The 24005-nt window shown below is 39.2% G+C and carries 22 protein-coding genes; 9 read left to right on the top strand and 13 right to left on the bottom strand.

Annotated elements, in window-relative coordinates; all coding sequences use genetic code 11:
- Position 1: 1 nt before the first annotated feature.
- The gene (locus tag L1S31_RS07650; protein WP_236464133.1) at positions 2-532 is read right to left on the bottom strand and encodes a hypothetical protein; all 531 of its coding nucleotides are present in this window, start codon (positions 530-532) and stop codon (positions 2-4) included.
- Between the two features lie 150 nt (positions 533-682).
- The gene (locus L1S31_RS07645; RefSeq protein ID WP_236464132.1) at positions 683-3136 is read right to left on the bottom strand and encodes a TonB-dependent receptor plug domain-containing protein; all 2454 of its coding nucleotides are present in this window, start codon (positions 3134-3136) and stop codon (positions 683-685) included.
- A 156-nt stretch (positions 3137-3292) separates the two neighbouring features.
- Here L1S31_RS07645 and L1S31_RS07640 point away from each other — a divergent pair, with 156 nt between their 5' ends.
- The 4 genes from L1S31_RS07640 (at position 3293) to L1S31_RS07625 (ending at position 10537) form a co-directional block, all read left to right on the top strand.
- Positions 3293-4459, top strand: a complete 1167-nt coding sequence (locus tag L1S31_RS07640; RefSeq protein WP_236464131.1) for a hypothetical protein — start codon at positions 3293-3295, stop codon at positions 4457-4459.
- Between the two features lie 113 nt (positions 4460-4572).
- Entirely contained in the window at positions 4573-5667 is a 1095-nt protein-coding gene (gene ychF / locus L1S31_RS07635; RefSeq protein WP_236464130.1) for a redox-regulated ATPase YchF, read from the top strand.
- 138 nt (positions 5668-5805) lie between these two features.
- On the top strand, positions 5806-7662 hold the full coding sequence (locus L1S31_RS07630) for a DNA topoisomerase IV subunit B (RefSeq protein ID WP_236464129.1): 1857 nt from the start codon (positions 5806-5808) through the stop codon (positions 7660-7662).
- Positions 7663-7831: 169 nt separating this feature from the next.
- Positions 7832-10537: a DNA gyrase/topoisomerase IV subunit A gene (locus L1S31_RS07625; protein ID WP_236464128.1), complete on the top strand. Its 2706-nt coding sequence runs from the start codon at positions 7832-7834 to the stop codon at positions 10535-10537.
- Positions 10538-10577: 40 nt separating this feature from the next.
- Here the strand turns inward: L1S31_RS07625 and L1S31_RS07620 are convergent, their stop codons facing one another.
- The 9 genes from L1S31_RS07620 to L1S31_RS07580 all read right to left on the bottom strand — a co-directional run bounded on the left by L1S31_RS07620 (position 10578) and on the right by L1S31_RS07580 (position 16073).
- Positions 10578-11021: a RidA family protein gene (locus tag L1S31_RS07620; protein WP_236464127.1), complete on the bottom strand. Its 444-nt coding sequence runs from the start codon at positions 11019-11021 to the stop codon at positions 10578-10580.
- A gap of 19 nt (positions 11022-11040) precedes the next feature.
- A complete protein-coding gene (locus L1S31_RS07615) occupies positions 11041-11898 on the bottom strand; it encodes a TerC family protein (protein ID WP_236464126.1) in 858 nt (285 codons plus the stop codon).
- Between the two features lie 96 nt (positions 11899-11994).
- Complete coding sequence (locus tag L1S31_RS07610; protein ID WP_236464125.1) at positions 11995-12366, bottom strand: DNA topoisomerase IV; 372 nt, start codon at positions 12364-12366, stop codon at positions 11995-11997.
- A gap of 58 nt (positions 12367-12424) precedes the next feature.
- Entirely contained in the window at positions 12425-12997 is a 573-nt protein-coding gene (locus L1S31_RS07605; RefSeq protein WP_236464124.1) for a DUF1572 domain-containing protein, read from the bottom strand.
- A complete protein-coding gene (locus L1S31_RS07600; protein WP_236464123.1) occupies positions 12987-13214 on the bottom strand; it encodes a DUF6095 family protein in 228 nt (75 codons plus the stop codon). Before L1S31_RS07600 ends, L1S31_RS07605 begins: the two co-directional genes overlap by 11 nt.
- 1 nt (position 13215) lies before the next feature.
- The gene (locus tag L1S31_RS07595) at positions 13216-13701 is read right to left on the bottom strand and encodes a hypothetical protein (RefSeq protein WP_236464122.1); all 486 of its coding nucleotides are present in this window, start codon (positions 13699-13701) and stop codon (positions 13216-13218) included.
- An 8-nt stretch (positions 13702-13709) separates the two neighbouring features.
- Positions 13710-14522 carry an N-acetylmuramic acid 6-phosphate etherase gene (gene murQ, locus L1S31_RS07590; protein ID WP_236464121.1) on the bottom strand — a complete coding sequence of 271 codons (813 nt, stop codon included), beginning with the start codon at positions 14520-14522 and terminating at the stop codon, positions 13710-13712.
- A gap of 34 nt (positions 14523-14556) precedes the next feature.
- A complete protein-coding gene (locus L1S31_RS07585; protein WP_236464120.1) occupies positions 14557-15234 on the bottom strand; it encodes a ZIP family metal transporter in 678 nt (225 codons plus the stop codon).
- Positions 15235-15308: 74 nt separating this feature from the next.
- Complete coding sequence (locus L1S31_RS07580; protein WP_236464119.1) at positions 15309-16073, bottom strand: class I SAM-dependent methyltransferase; 765 nt, start codon at positions 16071-16073, stop codon at positions 15309-15311.
- Between the two features lie 66 nt (positions 16074-16139).
- Here L1S31_RS07580 and L1S31_RS07575 point away from each other — a divergent pair, with 66 nt between their 5' ends.
- Positions 16140-17303, top strand: coding sequence for a THUMP domain-containing class I SAM-dependent RNA methyltransferase (locus L1S31_RS07575; RefSeq protein ID WP_236464118.1), 1164 nt, complete (start codon positions 16140-16142; stop codon positions 17301-17303).
- Here the strand turns inward: L1S31_RS07575 and L1S31_RS07570 are convergent, their stop codons facing one another.
- On the bottom strand, positions 17304-18809 hold the full coding sequence (locus tag L1S31_RS07570; protein WP_236464117.1) for a TlpA family protein disulfide reductase: 1506 nt from the start codon (positions 18807-18809) through the stop codon (positions 17304-17306).
- Positions 18810-19079: 270 nt separating this feature from the next.
- Between L1S31_RS07570 and L1S31_RS07565 the strand changes: the two genes are divergently transcribed.
- The gene (locus L1S31_RS07565) at positions 19080-19454 is read left to right on the top strand and encodes a hypothetical protein (protein ID WP_236464116.1); all 375 of its coding nucleotides are present in this window, start codon (positions 19080-19082) and stop codon (positions 19452-19454) included.
- A 1-nt stretch (position 19455) separates the two neighbouring features.
- On the opposite strand, the gene L1S31_RS07560 is transcribed toward L1S31_RS07565, so the two are convergent.
- On the bottom strand, positions 19456-19953 hold the full coding sequence (locus tag L1S31_RS07560; RefSeq protein ID WP_236464115.1) for a GNAT family N-acetyltransferase: 498 nt from the start codon (positions 19951-19953) through the stop codon (positions 19456-19458).
- 51 nt (positions 19954-20004) lie between these two features.
- Here L1S31_RS07560 and menD point away from each other — a divergent pair, with 51 nt between their 5' ends.
- Genes menD through lpxD form a run of 3 tightly spaced genes read left to right on the top strand, consistent with a single transcriptional unit; the run spans position 20005 to position 23983 of the window.
- Positions 20005-21666, top strand: a complete 1662-nt coding sequence (gene menD / locus L1S31_RS07555) for a 2-succinyl-5-enolpyruvyl-6-hydroxy-3-cyclohexene-1-carboxylic-acid synthase (RefSeq protein ID WP_236464114.1) — start codon at positions 20005-20007, stop codon at positions 21664-21666.
- Positions 21667-21694: 28 nt separating this feature from the next.
- Entirely contained in the window at positions 21695-22927 is a 1233-nt protein-coding gene (locus tag L1S31_RS07550; RefSeq protein WP_236464113.1) for an HD domain-containing protein, read from the top strand.
- A gap of 33 nt (positions 22928-22960) precedes the next feature.
- Complete coding sequence (gene lpxD / locus L1S31_RS07545) at positions 22961-23983, top strand: UDP-3-O-(3-hydroxymyristoyl)glucosamine N-acyltransferase (RefSeq protein ID WP_236464112.1); 1023 nt, start codon at positions 22961-22963, stop codon at positions 23981-23983.
- Positions 23984-24005: the final 22 nt, after the last annotated feature.

Below are 24005 nucleotides of genomic sequence, written 5' to 3'. Positions count from 1 at the left end.
ATTATTTCTGCAGGTTGAAAACTTCGACGGTAACCTTATCAGTTTTGTCGTCATAAGTTTCCAATACTAAATTTCCGTTAGCATCAAAATGCCCTATCGAAAATTTATCTTTGCTTCTATATATATAATTATTTCCGGAAGTAGTTCTTCTCAATATCGACTTATTCGTTGGGCTTGTAACTGTATATCCGGCATTGTCCGCCAAAACCTGGTATCTTTCACCGTTATAGGAATAATAAGCTGAGTGGTCTACATCAACAACTCTTTCCTGGCCATCAACGTTAACAGTTGTGGTTGTTGTTGCCTGAGTTGGAGTAGGTACAATATCAGTATCTTTCGTTCCGGCCGGAACCGCTTTTAGTTCAATGTTCTGAACCTCATTTACAGTTTCTTTTTTGACAACTTTGTGTTCTCCTTTGTCGTCTTTTACGGTGGTGACTTTGGTAATGGTTTCCGACTTCTTATTTTGGTTTTGAGCCTGAAGACCCGACGTAAATAAAAGAGCTAATGCTCCTAGAAATATAGTTTTCATAATATTTAATTTTTAATGATTAGATATTACAAATCTAGTTTCATAGCGTTTAAAACCTGTTATAGGATTTTAAGTTTAAGTTATACTTTTCACATAAAAAAATCCTGAGTCAAACTCAGGATTTTTTCAGGTTGATTATTTAGGTTTAGATTAAAATTTGAAACCAAGCCTTGCATAATAATAGGCTCCGTTGGATCCCATCTGCACGGCATCCCAATATCCACCGGCTTCAGTATTGCCGGATTCGTCCTGCTTTGTTGGATATACATTCAGTAGGTTATTGCTTCCTACGGTCAGTTTTACCTGTTTGATTACCTGGAATCCCAAACTCAAATCGGTAACAATTTTTGGGTTGTACACATTATTCGCTCCGGCATAATCAACCAAAACTACTTTACTGAATCGGGTGAAAGCTGCAGCAGCATTGAACCATTTTCTTTCATAGTTCAGATTTAAACCAAATTTACTATTTGGCGCCGATGCTTTAAGGAAGGCAATTTCACGTGCTCCAAAGAAAGTTTCCTGATCTAAATTCCCGTTATTGACATGTGTTACCTGCATATCATTAATATTTCCTATTAAAGTTGCGCCAACTGTTGAGCTTCCAAAAGAATTTCTCCATGCCATTACAACATCAATCCCTTTGGTAACTGTACTAACTCCGTTTACGAAGAATTGCGCTGAATCAACGTTTAGGTTTAAGGCAGTAGCATCAAAATAACCTGTAAGAACAATCCTGTCGCTAACATTAATTAGGTAGCCATCAACTGTGGCGGTGAATTTTCCAAATTTACCAGTCAATCCAATGGAACCATTTTTTGATTTTTCCTCTCTTAATTTATCAATTCCAAAACCTTCGGTTACTGCGCTTCCATTGGCTGCCAATAAAACTTCTGAAGCTCCATCTGCATTAAAGTTGGTAAAGCTTGTATTGAAATAGATTTGTGCCAAAGATGGTGCCCTAAATCCTGTACTGAATGAACCTCTTAAACTTACATGCTTGCAAAGATTATATTTGTAGGTCATTTTGAGATTCAATGTGTTTCCGAAGTCGCTGTAGTTTTCATAACGGAAAGCCGTTCCCAACATAAACTCATCAGACACTTCCAACTCGGCATCCACATAAGCAGCTGTGCTTGATCTGTCTTCGCTAACTTCGTTCTGCGGACTAAAACCAGGAAATCCTTGTGAACCTCCAGGTCTTGGATTTCCGGAAATAGGGTCAATAGGAGCAAATTGTGTTGGAGGATTGATGGTTGGGTCAATTGGAATTCCATTGGTGTCATACGTTGCATACGAGCCTTCTTCGCCTGCAGTAATTTCATATTTCTCCATACGGTATTCACCTCCAAACGCAAAGTTCAATCCGTTTAAAACCGATTTAAAGTTTCTTGAAAAATCAAGGTTCACCGTGTTTTGAGCCAGGCTGAATCCACCTGCATCAAACTCGGTTGGGGAGTCTTCCTCTAAACTGGCATTCAGCGTACCCTTAATCGTGTAATCAAAGGAATTTTGTCCGTAGGTATTACTCAGGTCAATATTCCAGTCTCCAGCTTTTGCCTTAAAACCTGCAGCAATCGAATTGTCGATAATCTTAGAAGTAATCCTTGGAGTATATCCACCAGGATAAATGGATTCTACAACCCTTTCGCCGTCATTTCGGGTAAATGCATAAGCGTCGGTATTTCGGTCATTTCTTCCGCCAAAGGCATAAAAATCAATACTTTTAGAAAGCGGAACCTGTAAATTAGCCATAAGGTTATAGCTCTTGATTTCGGCATCGCCATAACCTTTCCTGAAATCAAATCCGGGACGGAGTGTTTTGTCTTTGGATAGATATTCTCCGGTCAAATTCACAAAGCCACCATTTTTGCCAAGCTTCACACCATAATTTGCTCCGGCCTTTATTGAAAACCCATCATAATTGTGGTCTTTGCCATAGGAATTTCCGTTGCCGTTCTGATCCAGTTGATAACCAGGAGTATTTGGTGTTCCCGGAAGAAAGTCGCCTTCAGGATCATTTCGATAAGCACCTGTTGTCAATGAAGCATTTAATTCGCCCACATTATCATTCAGTACAATGTTGATTACACCTGCAATTGCATCAGAACCATATTGGGCTGCAGCACCATCACGGAGGATTTCTATCCTTTTGATGGCACTTGCCGGAATCGCATTCAAATCGGTTCCGGTATTTCCACGGCCACGTGTCCCGAATAAATTAACTAAGGAAGACTGATGCCTTCTCTTTCCATTAATGAGGACTAAGGTTTGGTCTGGTCCCATTCCTCTAAGCGAAGCAGGATCAATATGGTCGGCGCCATCAGAACCGGATTGTTTGTTCGCATTGAAAGAAGGCGCTAAATATTGAAGCAATTCATTGATTTCAACTTTACCACTTTGTGTAGTTACATCCCTTACATTTATAACGTCTATGGGAACAGCAGAATTCAGCACTGTTCTTCGGGTATTTCTCGAACCTACAAGCTGCACTTCCTGCAAAGCCTGTACTTTGGTACTGTCCGATTTGACTTCATTGGGATCATTTTGGGCCAAAACCGTCGAAAACGGAATCGCCAATAATAATAAGGTAGTTTTTTTCATAAAATGTTTGGTTAGAATTAGTGAATGCAATTTAATATTTTATATAACATTTTAACAAAAAGGCAGTAAATACTGTTAACAATTTAACAAACAATTCAAAATATGCGCATTCGGAGGTAAAAGTTTTTTGCTAAATTTGACCGAACCCATTGTGTTATGAAGCAACATTTAATTGTACTTTTATTAATCTTCAGCCTCAACGCTTTTTCTCAAAATGAAGAAAAGGTAATTGTGCTTAAAGATGCCGACACGAATCTTCCTATCGAAGACGCTACGGTGTTTGTTGCCAAAACAAGACAGACTTTGCTAAGCAACGCTGAGGGCACGGTGAGCTTTGTGTTGAACGGAATTTCGAATATCCAGGTTACGCATTCCTCTTACGTAATGGTAAAGATACGATCCAATACGCTTAAGGAAAAACAGAATGTTGTTTATATGAAGAACAACATCACAGGCCTTGACGAGATTATCATTACCAAGCAGCATCCGCAAAAAATCCTCAAAGCCTTAGTCGAAAACTCCATTAATAAACTCACCATTCCCGGACGTTTAAAAGTTTACTCAAGGGAGTTTTTCAAAAAGAACGGCACCAATTCCTATTATAATGATGGGTTGATGAATTTCCAGTTGTTTGGGAAAGAAAAGAATATCAGGGCAGATATTTTGATTGAACAGAATCGTTCCTATGGCTTGATTGAAGAAGATTTCAGTCCTGACGTTTTGGGCTATAACCTCAATGATATCATTGAGAATTATTACAGTTTTAAATACCTGGAACCCATTTTAGACCAAAGCGCAAAAAAGAAATACGATTTCCTGATTAAATCCTATTCCAAAAACGATGACTATTATGTGATGTCAATAACTCCGGTTGATCCAACCAAAATCATGCGTGACGATTTTACGATTATTTACGACAGGAAAAGAAAACTGATTGTTGAGGCGAGTTCGTTTGTATCTCCCAATACTTTTTCAAATATTAAGGACAAAACCGCTGTGGGTTCGAAGAATATTTACAAGTCTTCATTCAAGACAATTTACCGACTTGACAATTCCAATTATTATTTAGTTGGCTCCAGAGAAGAGATTGGTTTTGAAAGAATTGACAAAAAAAATATAAGAACCGACATCGAAGTAAAAAACTATTTTATCATTACCAATTTCAGCACACATAAATTCACTTACAGCAATAGTGATGTCTTCAAGGAAAAAACACTTTACAATAAGAAGAACTCCATACTTACCAATTACTGGGATGTTTCCGGGCTAACCGCTACAGAAGAGGAAGAAGCCATTATTGGAACCCTCGAATTCCGACCATAAATTAACCTTTGCTACTTGATTTTATTAAGTTATATTTGCACACTTTTTATAACAAAAATCAAATGAAACGCTTTAGCGTTCCATATCACCAATAAAATCAATATCAAAGAGATATGAAAGCAGGAATTGTAGGATTGCCAAATGTTGGAAAATCAACTTTATTTAATTGTTTATCAAACGCCAAAGCGCAGAGTGCCAACTTTCCGTTTTGTACCATTGAGCCCAATATTGGCGTGGTAAATGTTCCCGATACAAGGATAAACCGTTTGGAAGAATTGGTAAAACCAGAGCGTGTTCAGATGGCAACCGTTGACATTGTTGATATTGCCGGTTTGGTAAAAGGAGCCAGCAAAGGTGAAGGTTTAGGGAATCAGTTCCTTGCGAACATCAGGGAATGTAATGCTATCATCCACGTTTTGCGTTGTTTTGATAATGACAATATTGTTCACGTTGATGGAAATGTAAACCCAATCCGTGACAAGGAAACCATCGATATCGAATTGCAGTTAAAGGACCTGGAAACCGTTGAAAAACGTTTGGAAAAAGTAAACCGTGCTGCTAAAACAGGAAATAAGGAAGCTCAGGTGGAGCAGGCTTTTTTAAACAGGATTCGTGAAACCTTATTACAGGCAAAATCGGCAAGGACCGTAGCTCCGCAAAATGCTGATGAAGAAGAATTGATGGAAGATTTCCAATTGATTACAACCAAACCGGTGCTTTATGTTTGTAACGTAGACGAAGGTTCGGCGGCAACAGGAAATCAGTACGTTGACCAGGTTCGGGAGTTGGTAAAGGATGAAAATGCCGAAGTTATCGTTTTGGCTGTTGGCACCGAAGCGGATATCACCGAATTGGAAACTTATGAAGAACGCCAGATGTTTTTAGAGGATTTAGGTTTGAAAGAGCCAGGTTCATCGGTTTTGATTCGTGCGGCTTATAAATTATTGAAATTACAGACTTATTTCACAGCAGGAGTTAAGGAAGTCCGTGCGTGGACCATTAACATTGGAGATACGGCACCAAAAGCTGCAGGAGTGATCCATACCGATTTTGAAAAAGGATTCATCCGCGCTGAAGTGATAGCTTATGATGATTATTCCAATTTTGGCTCTGAAGCCAAAGTAAAGGAAGCCGGAAAGTTAAGGGTAGAAGGAAAGGAATACATTGTCAAGGATGGCGATGTGATGCATTTCCGTTTCAACGTATAAATCGAATAAAAACCGTCAACTATCTGACGGTTTTTTTATTGAAAGATATTGTCAATATCATTATTGATAACTTCTGATTATTTGCTTTTTATTTCCCTTGCATTTCCACTATATTAGCACCAACTCGATAATTTTCAAATGTCAGATCAAAATCAATATACAGAAGACAATATACGTTCGTTAGACTGGAAGGAACACATCCGAATGCGTCCCGGAATGTATATCGGGAAACTGGGTGACGGCTCTTCGCCCGACGACGGTATTTACATCCTTCTGAAGGAAGTCATTGATAACTGTATCGATGAGTTTGTCATGGGTGCCGGAAAAGTGATTGAAGTTACCATCAAGGACAAAATGGTCACCGTTCGTGATTATGGACGTGGAATTCCGCTTGGGAAAGTTGTGGATGTTGTTTCCAAAATGAACACCGGAGGAAAATACGATTCCAAAGCGTTTAAGAAATCGGTTGGTTTGAACGGAGTTGGTACCAAAGCCGTAAATGCGTTGTCCAACTTTTTCCGTGTGGAATCGGTGCGTGACAACCAACAGAAAGCCGCCGAATTCTCAGCCGGAAATCTGACGATTGAAGAAGATGTTACAGAATCAACCAAACGAAAAGGAACCAAAGTTGCCTTCGTTGCCGATGAAGCGATTTTCAAAAATTACAAATACCGAAATGAGTATGTGATAAAAATGCTCAAAAACTATTGTTACCTCAACACTGGTTTGACAATTTATTACAATGGCGAAAAGTATTATTCAGATAATGGTTTAAAGGATTTATTGGAAGAAACCATTGCCGAGGAAGATATGCAGTATCCAATCATCCATCTTTTGGGTGAAGATATTGAAATTGCGCTGACACACAGCAAATCGCAGTATTCAGAAGAATACCATTCATTTGTGAATGGTCAAAATACAACACAAGGTGGAACGCATTTAGGTGCTTTCCGTGAAGCGATTGTCAAAACGATAAAGGAATTTTACAACAAACCTTTTGAGGCTTCTGACATTCGTAAATCAATTGTTTCTGCGGTTTCGGTAAAAGTAGAAGAACCTGTTTTTGAGTCTCAGACCAAAACCAAACTGGGTTCCACCGAAATTGGCCCGAAAGGCCCTTCCGTACGAACATTCGTAAACGATTTTATCAAAACCAAACTTGATAACTATTTACATAAGAATCCTGAAGTTGCCGATTTATTGTTGCGCAAAATCCTTCAGGCGGAAAGGGAGCGAAAGGAACTTTCAGGAATTAGGAAGTTGGCAAAGGACAGGGCAAAAAAAGCCAGTCTTCACAATAAAAAGCTACGCGACTGCCGTGTACATTTAACCGACGCCAAAAACCCACGAAGCTTGGAAAGCACGCTTTTCATCACCGAGGGAGATTCGGCTTCGGGTTCCATTACCAAAAGCCGTGACGTAAATACACAGGCAGTTTTCAGTTTGCGTGGAAAGCCTTTGAATTCCTACGGAATGTCAAAGAAAATTGTTTACGAGAACGAAGAATTCAACCTGCTTCAGGCTGCGTTGGATATTGAAGAGGATATGGGTGATTTGCGCTATAACAATATCGTAATAGCCACAGATGCCGATGTCGATGGAATGCACATCCGTTTGCTTTTGATAACTTTCTTCCTGCAGTTTTTCCCTGAACTGATTAAGGACGGACATTTATACATACTACAAACGCCATTATTCCGTGTGCGAAATAAAAAGGAAACGATTTACTGTTATTCGGAAGAAGAACGTGTAAATGCCATCGAAAAATTAAAGCCAAAACCGGAAATTACCCGATTCAAGGGATTGGGTGAAATTTCACCTGATGAGTTCAAGCATTTTATTGGGCAGGATATCAGATTAGACCCGGTAATGCTTGATAAAGCCACATCAATTGAAACGCTGTTGGAATTCTATATGGGTAAAAATACGCCAGACAGACAGATTTTCATTATCAATAATTTGAAAGTCGAATTGGATGTGGTGGAAAAGGAGTAACAAAGTAGCAGAGTTGCAAAGTATTTATTCATGCTAACTTTGTATTCTGCATTTTTCCAGCTCTTAAAAGCATGATTAATAATAAAATAATAATCAAGTAATAGAATAGTGAAGTCTCATATTTATAAGGTTAAACTTTGTAACTCTGCAACTTTGCAACTTTGCAACTATGAATAACGAAGAAGAAGACGATATTATCCCAAACAACGACGAGAATAACGAACCGTTTGATGATTCCACTGACGAAGGTTTTGAAGACCTGAAAGGCTCAGGGGATCATTTCTACGAGCATGACGAAGTCAATCCCGATGACACCATTACCAAAGTTACAGGAATGTATAAGGATTGGTTTTTGGATTATGCTTCCTATGTTATCCTCGAGCGTGCGGTTCCTGCGATTGAAGACGGTTTCAAACCGGTGCAGCGTAGGATTATGCACTCCATGAAAGAGCTTGATGATGGGCGTTACAACAAAGTAGCAAACATTGTAGGGCACACCATGCAGTACCATCCACACGGAGATGCGAGTATTGGTGATGCGATGGTTCAGATTGGGCAGAAGGATTTGATTATCGACATGCAGGGTAACTGGGGAAATATCCTCACAGGTGACGGTGCAGCGGCTTCGCGTTACATTGAGGCACGTATTTCAAAATTGGGGCATGACATTTTATATTCGCCAAAAATCACAACCTGGCAGGCATCCTATGACGGACGTAGAAACGAACCGGTAAACCTTCCGGTAAAGTTTCCGTTGTTGCTGGCGCAGGGTGCAGAAGGAATTGCTGTTGGTTTGTCCACGAAAGTACTGCCACACAATTTCAACGAACTGATCGATTGTTCGATTAAGATCTTAAAAAACAAACCTTTTACACTTTTCCCTGATTTTCCAACTGCGGGAATTGCCGATGTTTCCAACTATAATGATGGTTTGCGTGGCGGACGTGTTCGCGTTCGTGCCAAAATCAATCAGCTGGACAAACAAACCTTAGTCATTAACCAGATTCCGTTTTCTACCAATACCTCAACATTGATTGACAGTATTTTAAAAGCAAATGAAAAAGGGAAAATCAAGGTCAAAAAAATTGAAGATAACACTGCCGCCGAAGTTGAGATTCTGATCCATCTTCCTCCAGGCGTTTCTCCCGATAAAACCATTGATGCGCTTTATGCGTTCACTGCCTGCGAAACTTCCGTTGCGCCTTTGGGTTGTGTAATCGAAAACCACAAACCTTTGTTTATTGGCGTTTCCGATATGCTGAAGATTTCGACACATCGTACGGTTGACCTGCTGAAACGTGAGCTGGAAATCCAACTGGACGAGCTTGAAAACAAATGGCATTTGTCGACTTTGGAAAAGATATTCATCCGTGAGGAAATGTACATCGATTTCAAATTGTACCACGACAGGGAATCGCTTTATGAATATTTGTACAAGCGTTTCAAACCATTTGCAAAAGATTTTGTACGCGAAATCAACGACGACGATTTGCAGAAACTAACCCAAATCCCAATGATCCGTATTACGCGTTTCGATTCGGATAAGGCTGATGATGCCATTGCCAAATTGGAAGCCGAAATGGAGCAGGTAAAACACGATTTGGACCATATTATTGACTTTGCAATAAACTTTTTCCAAATGCTGAGGGACAAATATGGCAAAGGCCGGGAACGCCAGACTGAGCTTAGGAGTTTTGATACCATTGAAGCGACGAAAGTGGTTTTGCGTAACACGAAGTTGTATGTAAACAAGGAAGAAGGTTTCTTTGGAACTGGTTTAAAGAAAGATGAATACGTTGCCGATTGCTCTGACATTGATGACGTAATTGTGTTTTTGCGTGATGGAAAAATGATGATTTCCAAAGTCGATGACAAGAAGTTTGTCGGCAAGGACATCATCCACATTGCGGTTTTCGATAAGAACGACAAGCGGACGATTTACAATATGATGTACCGCGATGGCAAAAATGGCTCAACTTTCATCAAGCGTTTTAATGTTTCGGGAGTTACCCGTGATAAATTCTATGATCTGACACAGGAAAAAGCCGGCTCACAGGTATTGTATTTTTCGGCAAATCCAAATGGAGAAGCCGAAGTAATTACAGTTTTACTGCGTCAGGTGGGAAGCATCAAAAAACTGAAATGGGATTTGGATTTTACCGATATTGCCATTAAAGGAAGGGCTTCGCGCGGAAATACCGTAACCAAATATCCAATCAAGAAAATCGAACTAAAGGAAAAAGGAATTTCTACTCTGCGTCCGAGGAAAGTTTGGTTTGATGATACGGTTCAACGTCTGAATGTAGATGGAAGAGGAGAGTTGCTGGGCGAATTCAAACCTAATGACCGTTTGCTGATTATCAATCAGAATGGAAAACTGAAAACGATTATTCCCGAATTGACGACACACTTTGAGGAAGGTATGATTGTAATGGAAAAGTGGAATCCAAACAAACCCATTTCGGCCATATATTACGATGGTGAAAAAGAGCGTTATTTTATCAAACGTTTCCTTGTTGAAAATGAAAACAAAGAGGAAATCTTCATCAGTGAACACGAAAAATCACAGTTGGAAATTGTTTCCACCGATTGGCGCCCTGTAGCTGAAATTGTTTTTGCCAAAGTAAAAGGAATCCAGAAAGACAATCAGACGATAAATCTTGAAGAATTCATTTCGGTAAAAGGAATCAAAGCATTAGGAAACCAATTGACTACAGATAAATTGAAACAGGTGAATCTTTTGGAATCTTTGCCGTATGAGGAACCAGAACCGGAAGAACCAGAGACTATGGAAGTCAATGACGAAACCGATGTTTCTGATGATATCCAAACCGAAACAGGTGACGACGGACAGATTACCTTAAGTTTAGAATAACAGAAAACGCCTCTCAAACTGAGAGGCGTTTTTTTATGATTTATTTTATCTGAAAAATGATATCCAGCTGAACGGAAGCACCAAATGGTAGTTGCGCAACTCCTGTTGCTGTCCGTGCATGGCGGCCTTTTTCTCCCAATAGTTGGATTAAAAGATCGGATGCGCCATCAATGACTTTGGGATGTTCGGTAAAATTTGAAGCCGAACGCACAAACCCGGTCATTTTTAAAACGCCTGTCAATAAATCCAAATCCTGAATGTCTTCCTTGATAATTGCCAAAATGGACAAAACCGTATCACGCGCAGCAATTTGAGCTGTTTCCAAAGAAACTTCTGTCCCAACTTCACCTCTGCAGTCACTAACACGTGCTGAAGCAAACAGCAATTCACCTGACCTTTTGCATCCCAAATAATTACCAACTGGTGCTTTTGGAGCAGATAAGGACAATCCAAGTGCTTCAATTTTATTTTCCAGATTGCTCATATTCGGAAGATTACAGTATTTAATCCGTTACGTCCTGATCCTTTAACTGCTTGTCAATAATCTTATTGTTGTGGAGCTTGACAGGTTTTTTGTTTTTCTTCATTCGAAGATTCAGGAATTCCACAAACAACGAGAAGAAGATAGAGAAGTACAGATAACCTTTCGGAATCGTTCCGACCTCAACATCATTGCCGAATTTAAAATGCGCCAGATGCGAACCTTCAGCGATAAGCATTACCCCAATCAAAATCAGGAACGACAAACCAAGGATTTGTATCGTTGGATGCTCGTTTACAAATTTGGAAACCGGTCCTGCAAAAACCATCATAATCAAGATAGAAATCACCACTGATAAAATCATGATGATTAAAGCGCCGGTGTGTCCAAAACCACCTTGTTCAGGCTCGGCATTGCTTACCATTCCGATTGCAGTCAAAATACTGTCAAATGAAAAAACAATGTTCAACAATGCAATTTGTATGATGGCCGCAGAAAGGCTGTTGCTGGCTTTTCCGCCAACGCTGTCTTCTTCGCCTTCCATTTTATGGTGTATTTCAGAAACCGATTTGTACAATAGGAATAATCCACCGCCAAAAATGATAAGGCTTTGACCTGTTACTCCGGCTTCAAAAAATCCCCAATCCACATGGAACAGGACTTCCTTTAAACCCATAACCCAGGTAATTCCAAACAGCAGGATAATCCTAAAAACCATCGCAAGCAATAATCCTACGCGTCGTGCTTTGGGTTGGTCTTCGGCTTTTAATTTCCCAGAAACGATAGAAAGGAAAACGATGTTGTCAATCCCAAGGATGATTTCAAGAAAAGTCAGTGTTAACAGAGCCATTAAGGCATTTGGCGTAAATAAGATATCCATTTTATAATTTAGTTTTTATTTTATTCTATCAGTTCTTAGTTAAAAAACCGAATGTCCACAGGACATTCTCCTCTTAATCTCAAACATTTAACGTAGTTAATCCAATTTTGTTACAACACCACGTTCTTTTTTATTGCTTCCCACAAAGGAATATTCAAAAGTATAGCTATTCTTTTCAGTAAACAAGATTTTCATGCTGATTGCCTTTTCTTCGGTCATGTTTTTGGGATGCAGTTTCTGCAAAATAAATTCGCAGTCATTCACCCAGCGCACCGAAGCCGTATCCGTTTTCCCGTTGTAGGTTTCAATCTGGAGCTTTTCGGTTCGTGAAAATGTTGATGTATGTTTTTTACCGTTTATCGTTTGGGTAAATTCGAATTTACCAGTTTTGAAATCCGCGCAATTGCGTTCATGTTCGTTGCAGGATACGAGAAAAATTGTAAATAGGAGTAGTGTTAGATTCTTCATTTTAGGAGCTGTTTCCCGCTTTCCGCGCTACATGGTAGCTTGCTGCAATCGGGGCTGGTTACTTTAGTTTATCGAGTTCGTCGTCGGTAAAATTCTTAATGCTTTTCTCTTTGGAAAACTTATCCGCATTATAACTGTTCGATTTATTTTTCGGAATGGAAAGCGAATTCCATTCGCTTTTCTTCAGCATTTTGGCATAAAAAACAATCTGCCCAACATGATATGGATAATGTGCCAACTGACGATTTATCGCTTCCATCACGGTATGTCCTTCATTGCGGATGTAAATAATGGTTTCCAACTGCTCAGGCGTAAGCGAATCAAAGGTATCGAAAAAGCAATTCCAGCCTTTGTTCCAAACAGCCATCAGTTCTTCTTTGGTTGTAATGGTTTCCTCAAATTCACCATCGCGGTTGCGCCATTCCTTTTCGCCATCAGAAGTCAGGAAATCAGTCCAGCGCGAAATCATATTCCCGGAAAGGTGTTTTACAATGATTGCAATAGAATTGGTATCTTCATTTGCAGAGAAGAACAATTGCTCCGGTTCCAGTTGTTCCATTGCCTTTTCTCCAAGGGTTTTGTAATAGAGAAACTGCTTTTTAACGCTTTCGAGGTATTGCTTATTTATCATGGTTGAATAGTACGTCGGTTAAAGTTTTAATTCCCTTGAACATAAAATAGACTGCCAGTAAGCAGAGTATGATTCCCACTCCAAGAACCAAATAATGCCACACATTATGCTTGTTGATAAAGGCATTATAAATGACGCTTGGCCCAAGGAACATAAGCGGCAATGCATACAGCATGTACTTGATTCCTTTGTCCAAAAGTTTCTTGTTTCCTGACATCCTAAAATTTTATTTGTATTCCAACACCATTCTGATTCGAAACGGCATTCAGTTCAAAATCGACAGCGCTGGTATTTTTTAAACTTTCATTATAAGACCGGACCGCTTCTTCAACCTTTTTGGCTCGGCCTGAAAGTATCGGAAACGAAACCGCAATCATTCCAACGCCCACATACGTCATTACCGTTGGGTATTTCGCATCCGAAAAGATACCAATCGCGGCATCAACAACAGATAATGTCACGCCCAACCCTAGAAGTGTAGCGCCCAATGTTTCCTTTGTTTTTGCCTGTTTGTATACTTTCAGAGCGTGTAAATCGGTTGCTAAAATCTTGCTAACCTCATAACTCGGAATCTGGATTCCGTTGCGGTAGATTTTTCCGTTTTCCAATTTTAAGGGTTTGGGTTTGGTATCATTCAAAGTAAGGCCTTGTGAAAAAGCTGTAAACCCAAAGAGTAGTATAAGCGCTAAAAGTAAATTCTTCATAAGTTTATTTATTTTGTCCAATTATCTACCGCTTTCCTAACGCTGCCAAATTCCTTCAGAAGCTCAGAAGCTTTTTGGTAATCAACAGGAATTTCACCCATAATCATTTTAACGCCACGATCTACCAATTTGTCATTGCTCAGCTGCATATCGACCATTTTGTTTCCTTTTACTTTTCCAAGCTGAATCATAGTCGCCGTAGAAATCATATTCAAAACCAATTTCTGTGCGGTTCCTGCTTTCATTCGCGAGCTTCCGGTTACGAATTCCGGACCAACAACAACCACTACGGGAAATTTTGCCGTTAAAGCTATTGGACTTCCTTCATTGCAGGTAATGCATCCTGTAATAATGCCGTTTTCATTGCATCTTTCCAAACCGCCAATTACATAAGGTGTGGTTCCCGAAGCTGCAATTCCGATTACGACATCATTAGGTCCAATGTTTTGCTCCTGCAGGTCAATCCATGCCTGGGTTGTATTGTCTTCAGCATTTTCAACCGCACGGCGAATGGCTTTGTCGCCACCAGCAATGATTCCGTTGACCAAATCAAACGGAACGCCAAAAGTAGGAGGGCATTCAGAAGCATCTACAATGCCAAGCCTTCCCGAAGTTCCTGCGCCAATGTAGAACAGTCTTCCGCCCAATTTCATTTTGGAAACGACATTGAACACTAAAGTTTCTATTTGTGGCAGTGCTTTTTCAACAGCAAGCGGAACGGTTTTATCTTCTTTATTGATATTGGATAACAAATCCGCAACCGACATTTGTTCTAAATGTTCGTAATGCGAGGATTGTTCAGTGGTTTTGGTAAACGACATTTTATAAAATTATGAACTGCTAAGATACTAAGTTTTATAAAAAACCCGCCAATACAATTCCCAAAATAATCATTGTGATTTTTGCAATGTTAAATCGGTGGCCTTCGCTGCTTTCAAAAATAATCGTGGACGAAATATGGAACAGGATTCCAATCACAACAGCAGTTATTTGGGTATAATATTGATTCAAAACTGGCAAAGTATCCGATGCAAAAGTTCCTAGAGGTGTCATGACTGCAAACGTCAGCATAAAGAAAAACAAGCTGGTCTTATTCAGCTCTGCCTGGATGAAAAATGTAGTAAGGATAATGGCGATAGGCAGGTGGTGGACTGCAATTCCGTAAGCCAGGTCCTTATTATGCCCAACAGGGAAACCTTCCAACAAAGCGTGAATGCACAAGCTGATAAACAGCAGCCACGGCATCTGCGTCATTTTTCCATGACCGTGCACATGCCCGTGTTCGGCACCTTTTGAAAAGAATTCCAGGATGATTTGGAATAAGATCCCAATCATAATGAAAATACCAATATTCAGTTCGCCCGCTGCATGCTGGATGTACAAATCGGGAAGTAAATGTGTTACCGTCAGTGTCAATAAAAACGAACCGCTGAATGCCAGTAACAGCTTTAGGTTTTGCTTTACTCTTGGCTTAAGCGATATGGCAATTAAATAACCAAAAAGTACTGAAAGTAAGGGTAATAAATAGTTCATTTGTTAATTCGGTTATCCGGTTATTTGGTTATTTGGTTTTCGAATGACCAAATCCACAAATAATCAAATCCACTTTATTTAAAAATCATTATTAAACGTTCGCTGGTGTTTTTGTGGTATTTTTTAAGTTTGTAATCGCCAAAAGTGTCCAAGAGATAAATGCCTGTTTCGTTCATCATTGCCTGGAAATCTTCCAAAGTGTAGGCTCTTACCTTTTCGGTAAAATGGAATTTTTCACCCTTGTCTTCGAAATCAATTTCCTTGATGATAAAACCATCAACCACAAAACGCCTGATGTTAAAGATAATCCCATCAACTTCCTTGATTTCTTCGGGAATCAGATTATCAATAACGTGCTGCGAATTCATAAAATCAATTACAGCAAAACCATATTCCGAAAGGCTTTCCTTAATAGCAGTCAAAGTCTTGATATCATCTTCACGGTTTTCAAAATAGCCAAAGCTTGTAAACAGGTTAAAGATGGCATCAAACTTCTCATCATAAGGTTCACGCTTGTCGTGGACTACAAAATGCAGCGTGTCATTCGCATTCTTATTTGCTTCCGCAATGCTGTTCTCAGACAAATCGGCACCAAGTACATCATAACCCAGTTGGTTCAGATAAATGGCGTGCCTTCCTTTACCACAAGCCAGGTCAAGCACTTTTGCTTTCTCGGGTAAATTCAGGTAATGCGTAAGGTTGTCCATGAAAATCTGCGCTTCACGGTAATTCCTGTCCTTGTAAAGTATGTGGTAATAAGGCGTGTCAAACCAGGAAGAATACCAGTTTTCTGATTTAGGATTTACGATATCGGATTTACGATTTATTGCTTCTGACATTTATTCTTTTCAAATGAATTCTGAACGTGCAAATTTAGTGTATTTTTGCAGATGAATTTATTGGATATGGAGAATTTTAAAATGTTAGCCAAAACCTTCTTTGGTTTTGAAGAAATATTAGCAAAGGAATTGCAGCAATTAGGTGCGCAGGAAGTTGAAATTGGCACGCGTGCCGTAAGTTTCAAAGGAGACAAAGGTTTTATGTATAAAGCCAATCTTTCGCTGCGTACTGCCTTGAAGATTTTGAAACCAATTTACCATTTCCGGGCTTTTAATGACCAGAGCCTGTATAAAGGCATTCAGGGAATTGATTGGTCGAAATACCTAAACGAAGGCCAGACCTTTGTCATTGATACGACAATCCACTCCGATAATTTCAAGCATTCACAATTTGTTTCCCAAAAGGCAAAAGACGCCATTGTCGACCAGTTTCGCGAAAAAACCGGAGTACGTCCAAGCATTGACAAGGATTTCCCAGATTTAAGAATCAATATCCATATTGACCGTGACCAATGTTCGGTTTCGCTGGATACTTCAGGTGCTTCACTACATCATAGAGGTTACCGGACTGCTACGAATATTGCTCCGATAAACGAAGTGCTTGCAGCCGGAATGCTGTTGCTTTCGGGTTGGGATGGAAGCAGTGATTTCCTGGATCCAATGTGTGGCTCGGGGACATTATTGGCGGAAGCTGCTATGATTGCCTGCAATATTCCGGCAAACATCAATAGAAAGGAGTTTGCCTTTGAAAAATGGAACGACTGGGATAACGATTTGTTTGACCAGATTATCGATGCCTTGATGAAACGCACAAAGGAATTCCACTATACGATTACAGGTTACGACAAAGCACCAAGTGCAGTCAGTAAAGCGAAAGACAATATTGAAAATGCCAACCTTGAGGATTATGTAACAATCCATCAGGCTGATTTTTTTGAAACCAAAAAAGAAACCAGCGGGCCATTGCAGATGGTTTTCAATCCACCTTACGGAGAGCGTCTGAACATTGAACTGGAGCGTTTTTACAGGGAATTGGGCGACACGCTGAAAAACAACTACCCCAATACCAATGCGTGGTTTATTACGGCTAATTTGGAAGCATTGAAATATGTCGGGCTTCGTCCGTCAAGGAAAATCAAACTTTTCAACGGAAGCCTGGAAGCGCGCTTGGTGAAATACGAAATGTACGAAGGCAGTAAAAAAGGGAAATATATGAATTCGGAAGAATGATTATTTTTCCTTTTCAAAAAGTTCAATCAGCATTTTCACCTGATTGGCATCTATGCGTTTGGCTTTGATTTTCTTATTTTTATCTAAGATATAAATAACCGGAGTAGAATATACGTCATACTTTTCGATGGCGTTATTGTAATGCGCACCGTCATAAACATTGATCCATGGCAGTTTGTGGTCGTCAATGTATTTGAGGTATTTTTCACCTTCATGCTGCATGTAAACGCTGTAGACTTTTACATTTTTCTTCTCTTTCATCATTTCGTTGTATGCGTCCAGCAGGATTGGGATTTCCTTTTGGCAGTGGCCACAATCAACATCCCAAAAAACAAGGATTGTATAATCGGCACTGACGTCGCTCAATTTGACAAACATTTTGTTTATCTGGTCTACATTTTTATAAAACACATTGGTCATTTCCTCGCTGTTCTTGGCGTCTTCAAATCCCATTGCCTTCATTTTAGGAAAGTCTTCCGCCTTTATCATGAATAAATCCAATGCAGGGTTTCCAATCAGAAGTGGTTTTATTTTTTCGGCACGTTTGATGATTTTCTGTACAATTTCCTTATCCTCATAAATGCCATCCGCTTTTCCGGATTTGAAATAAGTATCGGACATGTGTACAAATACCTTGTCAAAGCCCATTATTTTTGAGGTTTCAGAAGAATAGGTAAAATTGGCCAGCAGGAGTTTATAAAACAATGATCCCTGTTGTGTTTTGGATAACATCCTGTCCATTTCAACAATGGTACTATCCGGATGTTTCTGGACAATATGTTCAAAGTATTTTTTGAGTTTGGGATTGAAAAAAGGATTCCTCATTGTTGCATCATCCTTGAAGTCAACATTGTCCCAATAATGTTTTTTATAATAATTGAATGAAGCAATACTGTCGGGTCTTCCGTTGGAGGCTTTAGGAACATTTTTAAGCAGCTTTTCCACCTTAAGGTTCAGTACGTCTCCAATGTAAGTTCCTTTGTGTTCTGCCAAAAACTTTTCTTCATAAGCCTGGATTACTTTCTCAATTTCCTGCTGCTTTTTGTTTAATGCCAAAGAATCTTTTTTGGTTACTAATTTTACAGATTCCTTATAAGCCTGAAAAGCCTTATTTTGGTCATTGATGAATTGTACATACCTGAAAAACTGATCTTCCATAGGCGAGTTCAAGGCGGTTAATTCCTTACCGATATTGGCGCTGGCTTCGCTTTTCAATTCTAATTTCTGGGTATTGTCATCCACAAAGAAATCGAAATAGATTGCTTTCTTTTGGCTTACCAATGAATAAACTCCCTTTTCCAGTTTCTTTTTTCCGGTAAAAACGATTTTGCCGTTCTTTATAGAGGTGCAGGTATCCTTAACCAGGGTTTTGTCAAACTGATAAAAAGTAAGATAGGCTAAAGAATCCGGGCAGTTTTTTAGAGTGATGGTAATTTCGTAACCCGATTGGGCAACAGCAAAAAATGAAGAGAAACAAAAAACAACAGCAAGGAGTAATTTCTTCATATTTGATAGTAAGAGGAGAACGTCCGGTGGACGTTCGGTTTCAATTTTTATTTTCTAAAGGCCAAAAATAATCTATTTGCAAAATAAACAACACTCCAGATGTTTAAAGTTTTCTTAAAATTAAGAATTGTTGAAATTACATTTATATCGACGAACTTCATACGCCTTGCGATTTGAAGAGTTTTTTTTCCGTTAAACGATTTTTAGATTAAGTTTAAATAATTGTTAATAAGTTTGAATAGAAATTAAATGCCACAACAAGACAATATCATGAATAATATATTCAATCCAGTATATAGACAAGACTACCTAAAAGGGTATTCTCAAGGTCAAAACCCCTATCTAGAAATTAAGGACAATCAGAATGAAGCCTATGTATATGGCTTTAATCAGGGTAGGTTGGATTATGAAAGAATGAACGGAAAAGTCATTCACGGAATCCCTAAATTAATTGTCACCAATAAGGTTTTAGAGGATTTTCTTTTGGCAGGCATGCTCGGAATCAGTATTAATGATGATGGTTATACCGCTTTTCAGATTGATGTCATTTCAAAATGGTACCAAAGCGGAATCGAAAAATACAACCCAAGCCAAAGCAGCTATCTTTTAGGTTTGCTTGAGGAAAACGGAATTGAAATAATCTAAATCATTCCAGCATCAACTGCATAATAATGCTGTGCAGCCAGCGGCCAAACTTAAAACCACTTTCCCTAATGTTTCCAACAGTGGTAAAGCCAAATTGTTCGTGAAATGCAATGCTGTTTATATTTTCTGAATCAATCACAGCAATCATCGTATGTAGTTTTTGCTGTTTTGCCAAATCAATCAAATGCTCCATCAGCAGTTTTCCGATTCCTTTTCCATGCTCGTCTGGCGCAACATAAACCGAATGTTCTACGGTAAATTTATACGCTTCCCGAAAACGAAATTCGCTGTAATAGCCAAAACCAACAACTTCATTATCAATAGTTGCTACAATAATAGGAAATCCTTTCTGCTGTTTTTCGTCAAAAATCTTCATTTGCTGTTCCGTTGTCCTTGCGTCATAATCATACAAAGCCGTTGAATTTGCAATATAATAATTGAGCATGCCAACAATGGTTTGGGCATCGCTTTTTTGATAAGGTCTTATTTTGATTTCCATGTTATAAAAATATGAAATTTGATTGTATCTTTGTGTTCCTAAATAGCAACAATGATTTATCCCAAAATACCTTTAGCGCAAAGCATTATTGAAATATGCCATGCCAAAGGAGTTCACGATATTATTATTTCGCCAGGTTCGAGGAATGCTCCACTGACGATTGGGTTTGCCAATGATCCAAGATTTAACTGTTACAGCATTGCCGACGAACGTTGTGCTGCTTTTTTTGCATTGGGAATTGCTCAGCAGACACGAAAACCGGTTGCGGTGGTTTGTACTTCGGGTTCAGCTTTACTGAATTATTATCCGGCTTTGGCAGAAGCATTTTACAGCCAGATTCCGTTTATTGTTATTTCTGCAGACAGGCCTGCTGACAAGATTGATATTGGTGACGGACAAACCATCCGCCAGGAAAATGTTTTTATCAATCATTCCTTATACAATGCCAATTTAACCGAAACCGCTTCTGAAGCTAACGATGTGTTTATCAATGAAGCGATTAATGTTGCCATTGCCCGAAAAGGCCCAGTGCATATTAATGCTCCTTTTGAAGAGCCATTGTATGAAACAACAAATAAGCTTTCGGTAGATTTTAATGTTACCGGTTTGATTAAGCCTCAACGATTGGTAGATGTTGATGATATCATTGCCTACACCACGTTGTGGAATTACAGCAATAAGATTTTAGTTCTTGTCGGAGAATGCGCTCCGAATTCCATTGAAGCGGAATGGATTGAAAAACTGGCTTTACTGCCTTCGGTAGTTGTAATGACGGAAACGACTTCAAACCTGGATCATCCCAGTTTTATCAATAATATCGATGTGCTGATAACTCCGTTTTCAAATGCCGAATTCCTGCAACTACAGCCAAGGATACTCATTACCTTTGGAGGCATGATTGTTTCAAAACGCGTGAAAGCCTTTTTGAGGAAATACAAACCAAGGCATCACTGGCATATAGACGAACATCGGGCTTATGATACTTTCGGAATCCTAACCAAGCATTTCCAGGTTGAACCCAATCAGTTTTTTAAGCAGTTTTTACCATTCATAAAGAAAACCGAAAGTGATTACAAAGCAACTTTTGCAAAAATACATGCCCATCGAAAAAGTAAACACGACAATTATTTGTCCACAGTTCCTTTTTCAGATTTAAAGGCTTTTGAAGGGATTTTGTCCAGCCTGCCAAAAGACATCCAGCTTCAAATCAGTAACAGTTCGGCCATTCGTTATGCGCAACTTTTTGATATCGACAAATCGATTGAGGTTTTTTGTAACCGAGGAACAAGCGGCATTGATGGAAGCACGTCTACGGCAATCGGAGCAGCAATCGGAAGCGGCAAACCAACGGTTTTGATTACCGGCGATGTAGGTTTCCTGTATGACAGCAATGCGCTTTGGAACAATTACATTCCAAAGAACTTTAAAATCATTTTGATCAACAATGGTGGTGGTGGCATTTTTAGGATTCTGCCCGGACATCAGGAAAATGAAACGTTCCATACCTATTTTGAAACATCGCATTGTTTGACTGCTGAGCATTTAGCCAAAATGTACTTGTTTGATTATGCCTCGGCAAGTGATGAAGCTTCATTGAACAAAGGTTTGACAAAGCTCTACAAGAAAAACAACAAACCGATGATACTCGAAGTTTTTACGCCAACACGTGAGAATGACAAACTCTTATCGGACTATTTCAAAGCTTTGGTATAAATTCATATCTTTACTAAAACACACTTTTGTGAGCAATATCAATAAACTTAAAATATTCAACGACCCAATTTATGGTTTCATTACCATCCCCAATTCGTTGATTTATGATTTAATCCAGCATCCTTATTTTCAGCGTTTGCGACGCATCAGTCAAATGGGATTATCTTATCTGGTTTATCCTGGCGCACATCACACGCGTTTTCATCACGCCATTGGTGCAATGCACATGATGCAGAAAGCTGTAGAGGTATTGCGTTTCAAGGAAGTGCAGATTTCAAAAGAGGAGGAAAACGCTTTATACATTGCAATTTTACTGCACGATATCGGACACGGACCTTACTCACATGCAATGGAGCACAGCATCGTGGAAGTACACCATGAAGAAGTTTCGTTGTTTTTTATGAATCAGCTCAATGCCGAATTTGAAGGCCAATTGAGTCTGGCAATCCAAATCTTTAAAGGCGAATACCATAGGAAATTCATGCTGCAGCTGATTTCAAGCCAGTTGGACATGGACCGGATGGATTATCTGAAACGCGACAGTTTTTATTCAGGAGTTGCCGAAGGGAACATCAATTCCGACCGTTTAATCCAGATGTTGAATGTGATGGACGATGTTTTGGTGATGGAAGAAAAAGGGATTTACTCTATAGAAAAATTCCTTATGGCAAGAAGGTTGATGTACTGGCAGGCTTATCTGCACAAGACCAGTCTGGTAGCCGAATTGACTTTGACCAAAACCCTGCAAAGGGCAAAAGAACTGCTTCACAAAGGAATTGATGTAGAATGCAGTCGTCCGTTGAAGTATTTTATGGAGCATAAAATAACACCGGATAATTTTTCAAATGATGATTTAAATACTTTTGCACAACTTGATGATTCTGATATTGTTAGCGCTTTAAAAAATTGGCAGTTTCACGAGGATTTCATTTTGAGCAGTTTGAGCAAAATGATCATTAACAGGGATTTGTCCAAAATCAAACTGAACAGCGAAAAGTTTCCTGCCGAAGTTTTGGAAGCAATGACAGTAAGGTTTTCTAAAGAAAATAATATTACCCAACAGGAAGCCAAATATTTTATCTTTAAGGGAAAAATCAAAAACCAGGCATACAGCAAAGATGCGGAACCAATCCGGATTCTGAAGAAGGATAAAACGATTGAGGATGTAGTGGAAGCTTCAGACCAATTGAATTTGAAAGCCCTGTCAAAACCGGTAACCAAGTATTTTATCTGTTACCCAAAACAACTTGAAGAATTTTAACATTAAAATCGTTTTTTTTATACTTTTGTCGGGATGAAATTTACAGCAGCGCAAATAGCAGGAATTCTAGAAGGCGAAGTGGTGGGAAACCCTGAAGCCGAAGTATTCAAATTGGCTAAGATTGAAGAAGGTACGGCAGGTTCGCTAACATTTTTGGCAAACCCCAAGTATGCTAATTTCATCTATACAACAGCGGCTACCATTACCATTGTAAATATTGATTTTATTCCTGAAGGCGAGCTGACAACGACCTTAATCAAGGTTGAAGACGCTTATAAATCTTTTTCTAAACTGCTTGAATACTATAATCAGGTGAAGCTGATGAAATCGGGAATTGAGCAGCCTTCTGTGATTTCGGAGAATGTAACTTATGGTGAACATTTGTATTTAGGGAGTTTCAGCTACATTGGAAAGAATGTGGTCATTGGTAAAAATGTAAAGATCTATCCGAATTCCTTCATTGGTGATAACGTGACAATTGGAGACGATTGTATCTTTTTTGCCGGAGCAAGGGTTTATTCAGAATCTGTAATCGGGAGTGGCTGTGTAATTCATTCGGGAACCATTATTGGTTCTGATGGATTTGGTTTTGCGCCACAGGAAGACGGTTCCTACAGCAAAGTGCCTCAAATTGGCAACGTGATATTGGAAGACAATGTAGAAGTTGGTTCCTGTACTACAATCGACAGAGCAACATTGGGTTCAACCATAATCCGAAAAGGCGTAAAGCTCGATAATCAGATACAAATTGCACACAATGTTGAAATAGGAGAGAATACGGTAATTGCAGCCCAAACCGGAATTGCAGGTTCGACCAAAATTGGTAAAAACTGCATGATTGGTGGACAAGTTGGATTTGCAGGCCATATTGTAATTGGTGATAATGTCAGGATTCAGGCGCAGTCCGGAGTTGGGAAAAATGTCAAAGACGGAGAAGTGATTCAAGGTTCGCCATCCTTTAATTATGTTGATTGGAACAAGTCTTATGTGCATTTCAGGAATCTGCCTAAGATTGTCGCCGATTTAGATGATTTGAAAAAGAATATTTCAGAATAAAAACTAAACTTAAATAAGCATA

The sequence above is a fragment of the Flavobacterium wongokense genome (assembly GCF_021608265.1).
GTDB classification, from domain to species: domain Bacteria; phylum Bacteroidota; class Bacteroidia; order Flavobacteriales; family Flavobacteriaceae; genus Flavobacterium; species Flavobacterium wongokense.
Note: the sequence above shows the minus strand (reverse complement) of the source record. Positions and strands in the feature narration are given on the sequence as shown.

Bases quoted from the DNA above. Each gene is read 5' to 3' on its own strand.
- L1S31_RS07630 (WP_236464129.1), top strand. From the start codon at position 5,806: ATGTCAGATCAAAATCAATATACAGAAGACAATATACGTTCGTTAGAC.
- murQ (WP_236464121.1), bottom strand. From the start codon at position 14,522: ATGTCGTTTACCAAAACCACTGAACAATCCTCGCATTACGAACATTTA.
- L1S31_RS07610 (WP_236464125.1), bottom strand. From the start codon at position 12,366: ATGAAGAATCTAACACTACTCCTATTTACAATTTTTCTCGTATCCTGC.
- L1S31_RS07625 (WP_236464128.1), top strand. From the start codon at position 7,832: ATGAATAACGAAGAAGAAGACGATATTATCCCAAACAACGACGAGAAT.
- L1S31_RS07585 (WP_236464120.1), bottom strand. From the start codon at position 15,234: ATGAACTATTTATTACCCTTACTTTCAGTACTTTTTGGTTATTTAATT.
- L1S31_RS07615 (WP_236464126.1), bottom strand. From the start codon at position 11,898: ATGGATATCTTATTTACGCCAAATGCCTTAATGGCTCTGTTAACACTG.
- menD (WP_236464114.1), top strand. From the start codon at position 20,005: ATGATTTATCCCAAAATACCTTTAGCGCAAAGCATTATTGAAATATGC.
- ychF (WP_236464130.1), top strand. From the start codon at position 4,573: ATGAAAGCAGGAATTGTAGGATTGCCAAATGTTGGAAAATCAACTTTA.
- L1S31_RS07565 (WP_236464116.1), top strand. From the start codon at position 19,080: ATGAATAATATATTCAATCCAGTATATAGACAAGACTACCTAAAAGGG.
- lpxD (WP_236464112.1), top strand. From the start codon at position 22,961: ATGAAATTTACAGCAGCGCAAATAGCAGGAATTCTAGAAGGCGAAGTG.
- L1S31_RS07580 (WP_236464119.1), bottom strand. From the start codon at position 16,073: ATGTCAGAAGCAATAAATCGTAAATCCGATATCGTAAATCCTAAATCA.
- L1S31_RS07605 (WP_236464124.1), bottom strand. From the start codon at position 12,997: ATGATAAATAAGCAATACCTCGAAAGCGTTAAAAAGCAGTTTCTCTAT.
- L1S31_RS07560 (WP_236464115.1), bottom strand. From the start codon at position 19,953: ATGGAAATCAAAATAAGACCTTATCAAAAAAGCGATGCCCAAACCATT.
- L1S31_RS07570 (WP_236464117.1), bottom strand. From the start codon at position 18,809: ATGAAGAAATTACTCCTTGCTGTTGTTTTTTGTTTCTCTTCATTTTTT.
- L1S31_RS07575 (WP_236464118.1), top strand. From the start codon at position 16,140: ATGGAGAATTTTAAAATGTTAGCCAAAACCTTCTTTGGTTTTGAAGAA.
- L1S31_RS07595 (WP_236464122.1), bottom strand. From the start codon at position 13,701: ATGAAGAATTTACTTTTAGCGCTTATACTACTCTTTGGGTTTACAGCT.
- L1S31_RS07600 (WP_236464123.1), bottom strand. From the start codon at position 13,214: ATGTCAGGAAACAAGAAACTTTTGGACAAAGGAATCAAGTACATGCTG.
- L1S31_RS07650 (WP_236464133.1), bottom strand. From the start codon at position 532: ATGAAAACTATATTTCTAGGAGCATTAGCTCTTTTATTTACGTCGGGT.
- L1S31_RS07620 (WP_236464127.1), bottom strand. From the start codon at position 11,021: ATGAGCAATCTGGAAAATAAAATTGAAGCACTTGGATTGTCCTTATCT.
- L1S31_RS07640 (WP_236464131.1), top strand. From the start codon at position 3,293: ATGAAGCAACATTTAATTGTACTTTTATTAATCTTCAGCCTCAACGCT.
- L1S31_RS07645 (WP_236464132.1), bottom strand. From the start codon at position 3,136: ATGAAAAAAACTACCTTATTATTATTGGCGATTCCGTTTTCGACGGTT.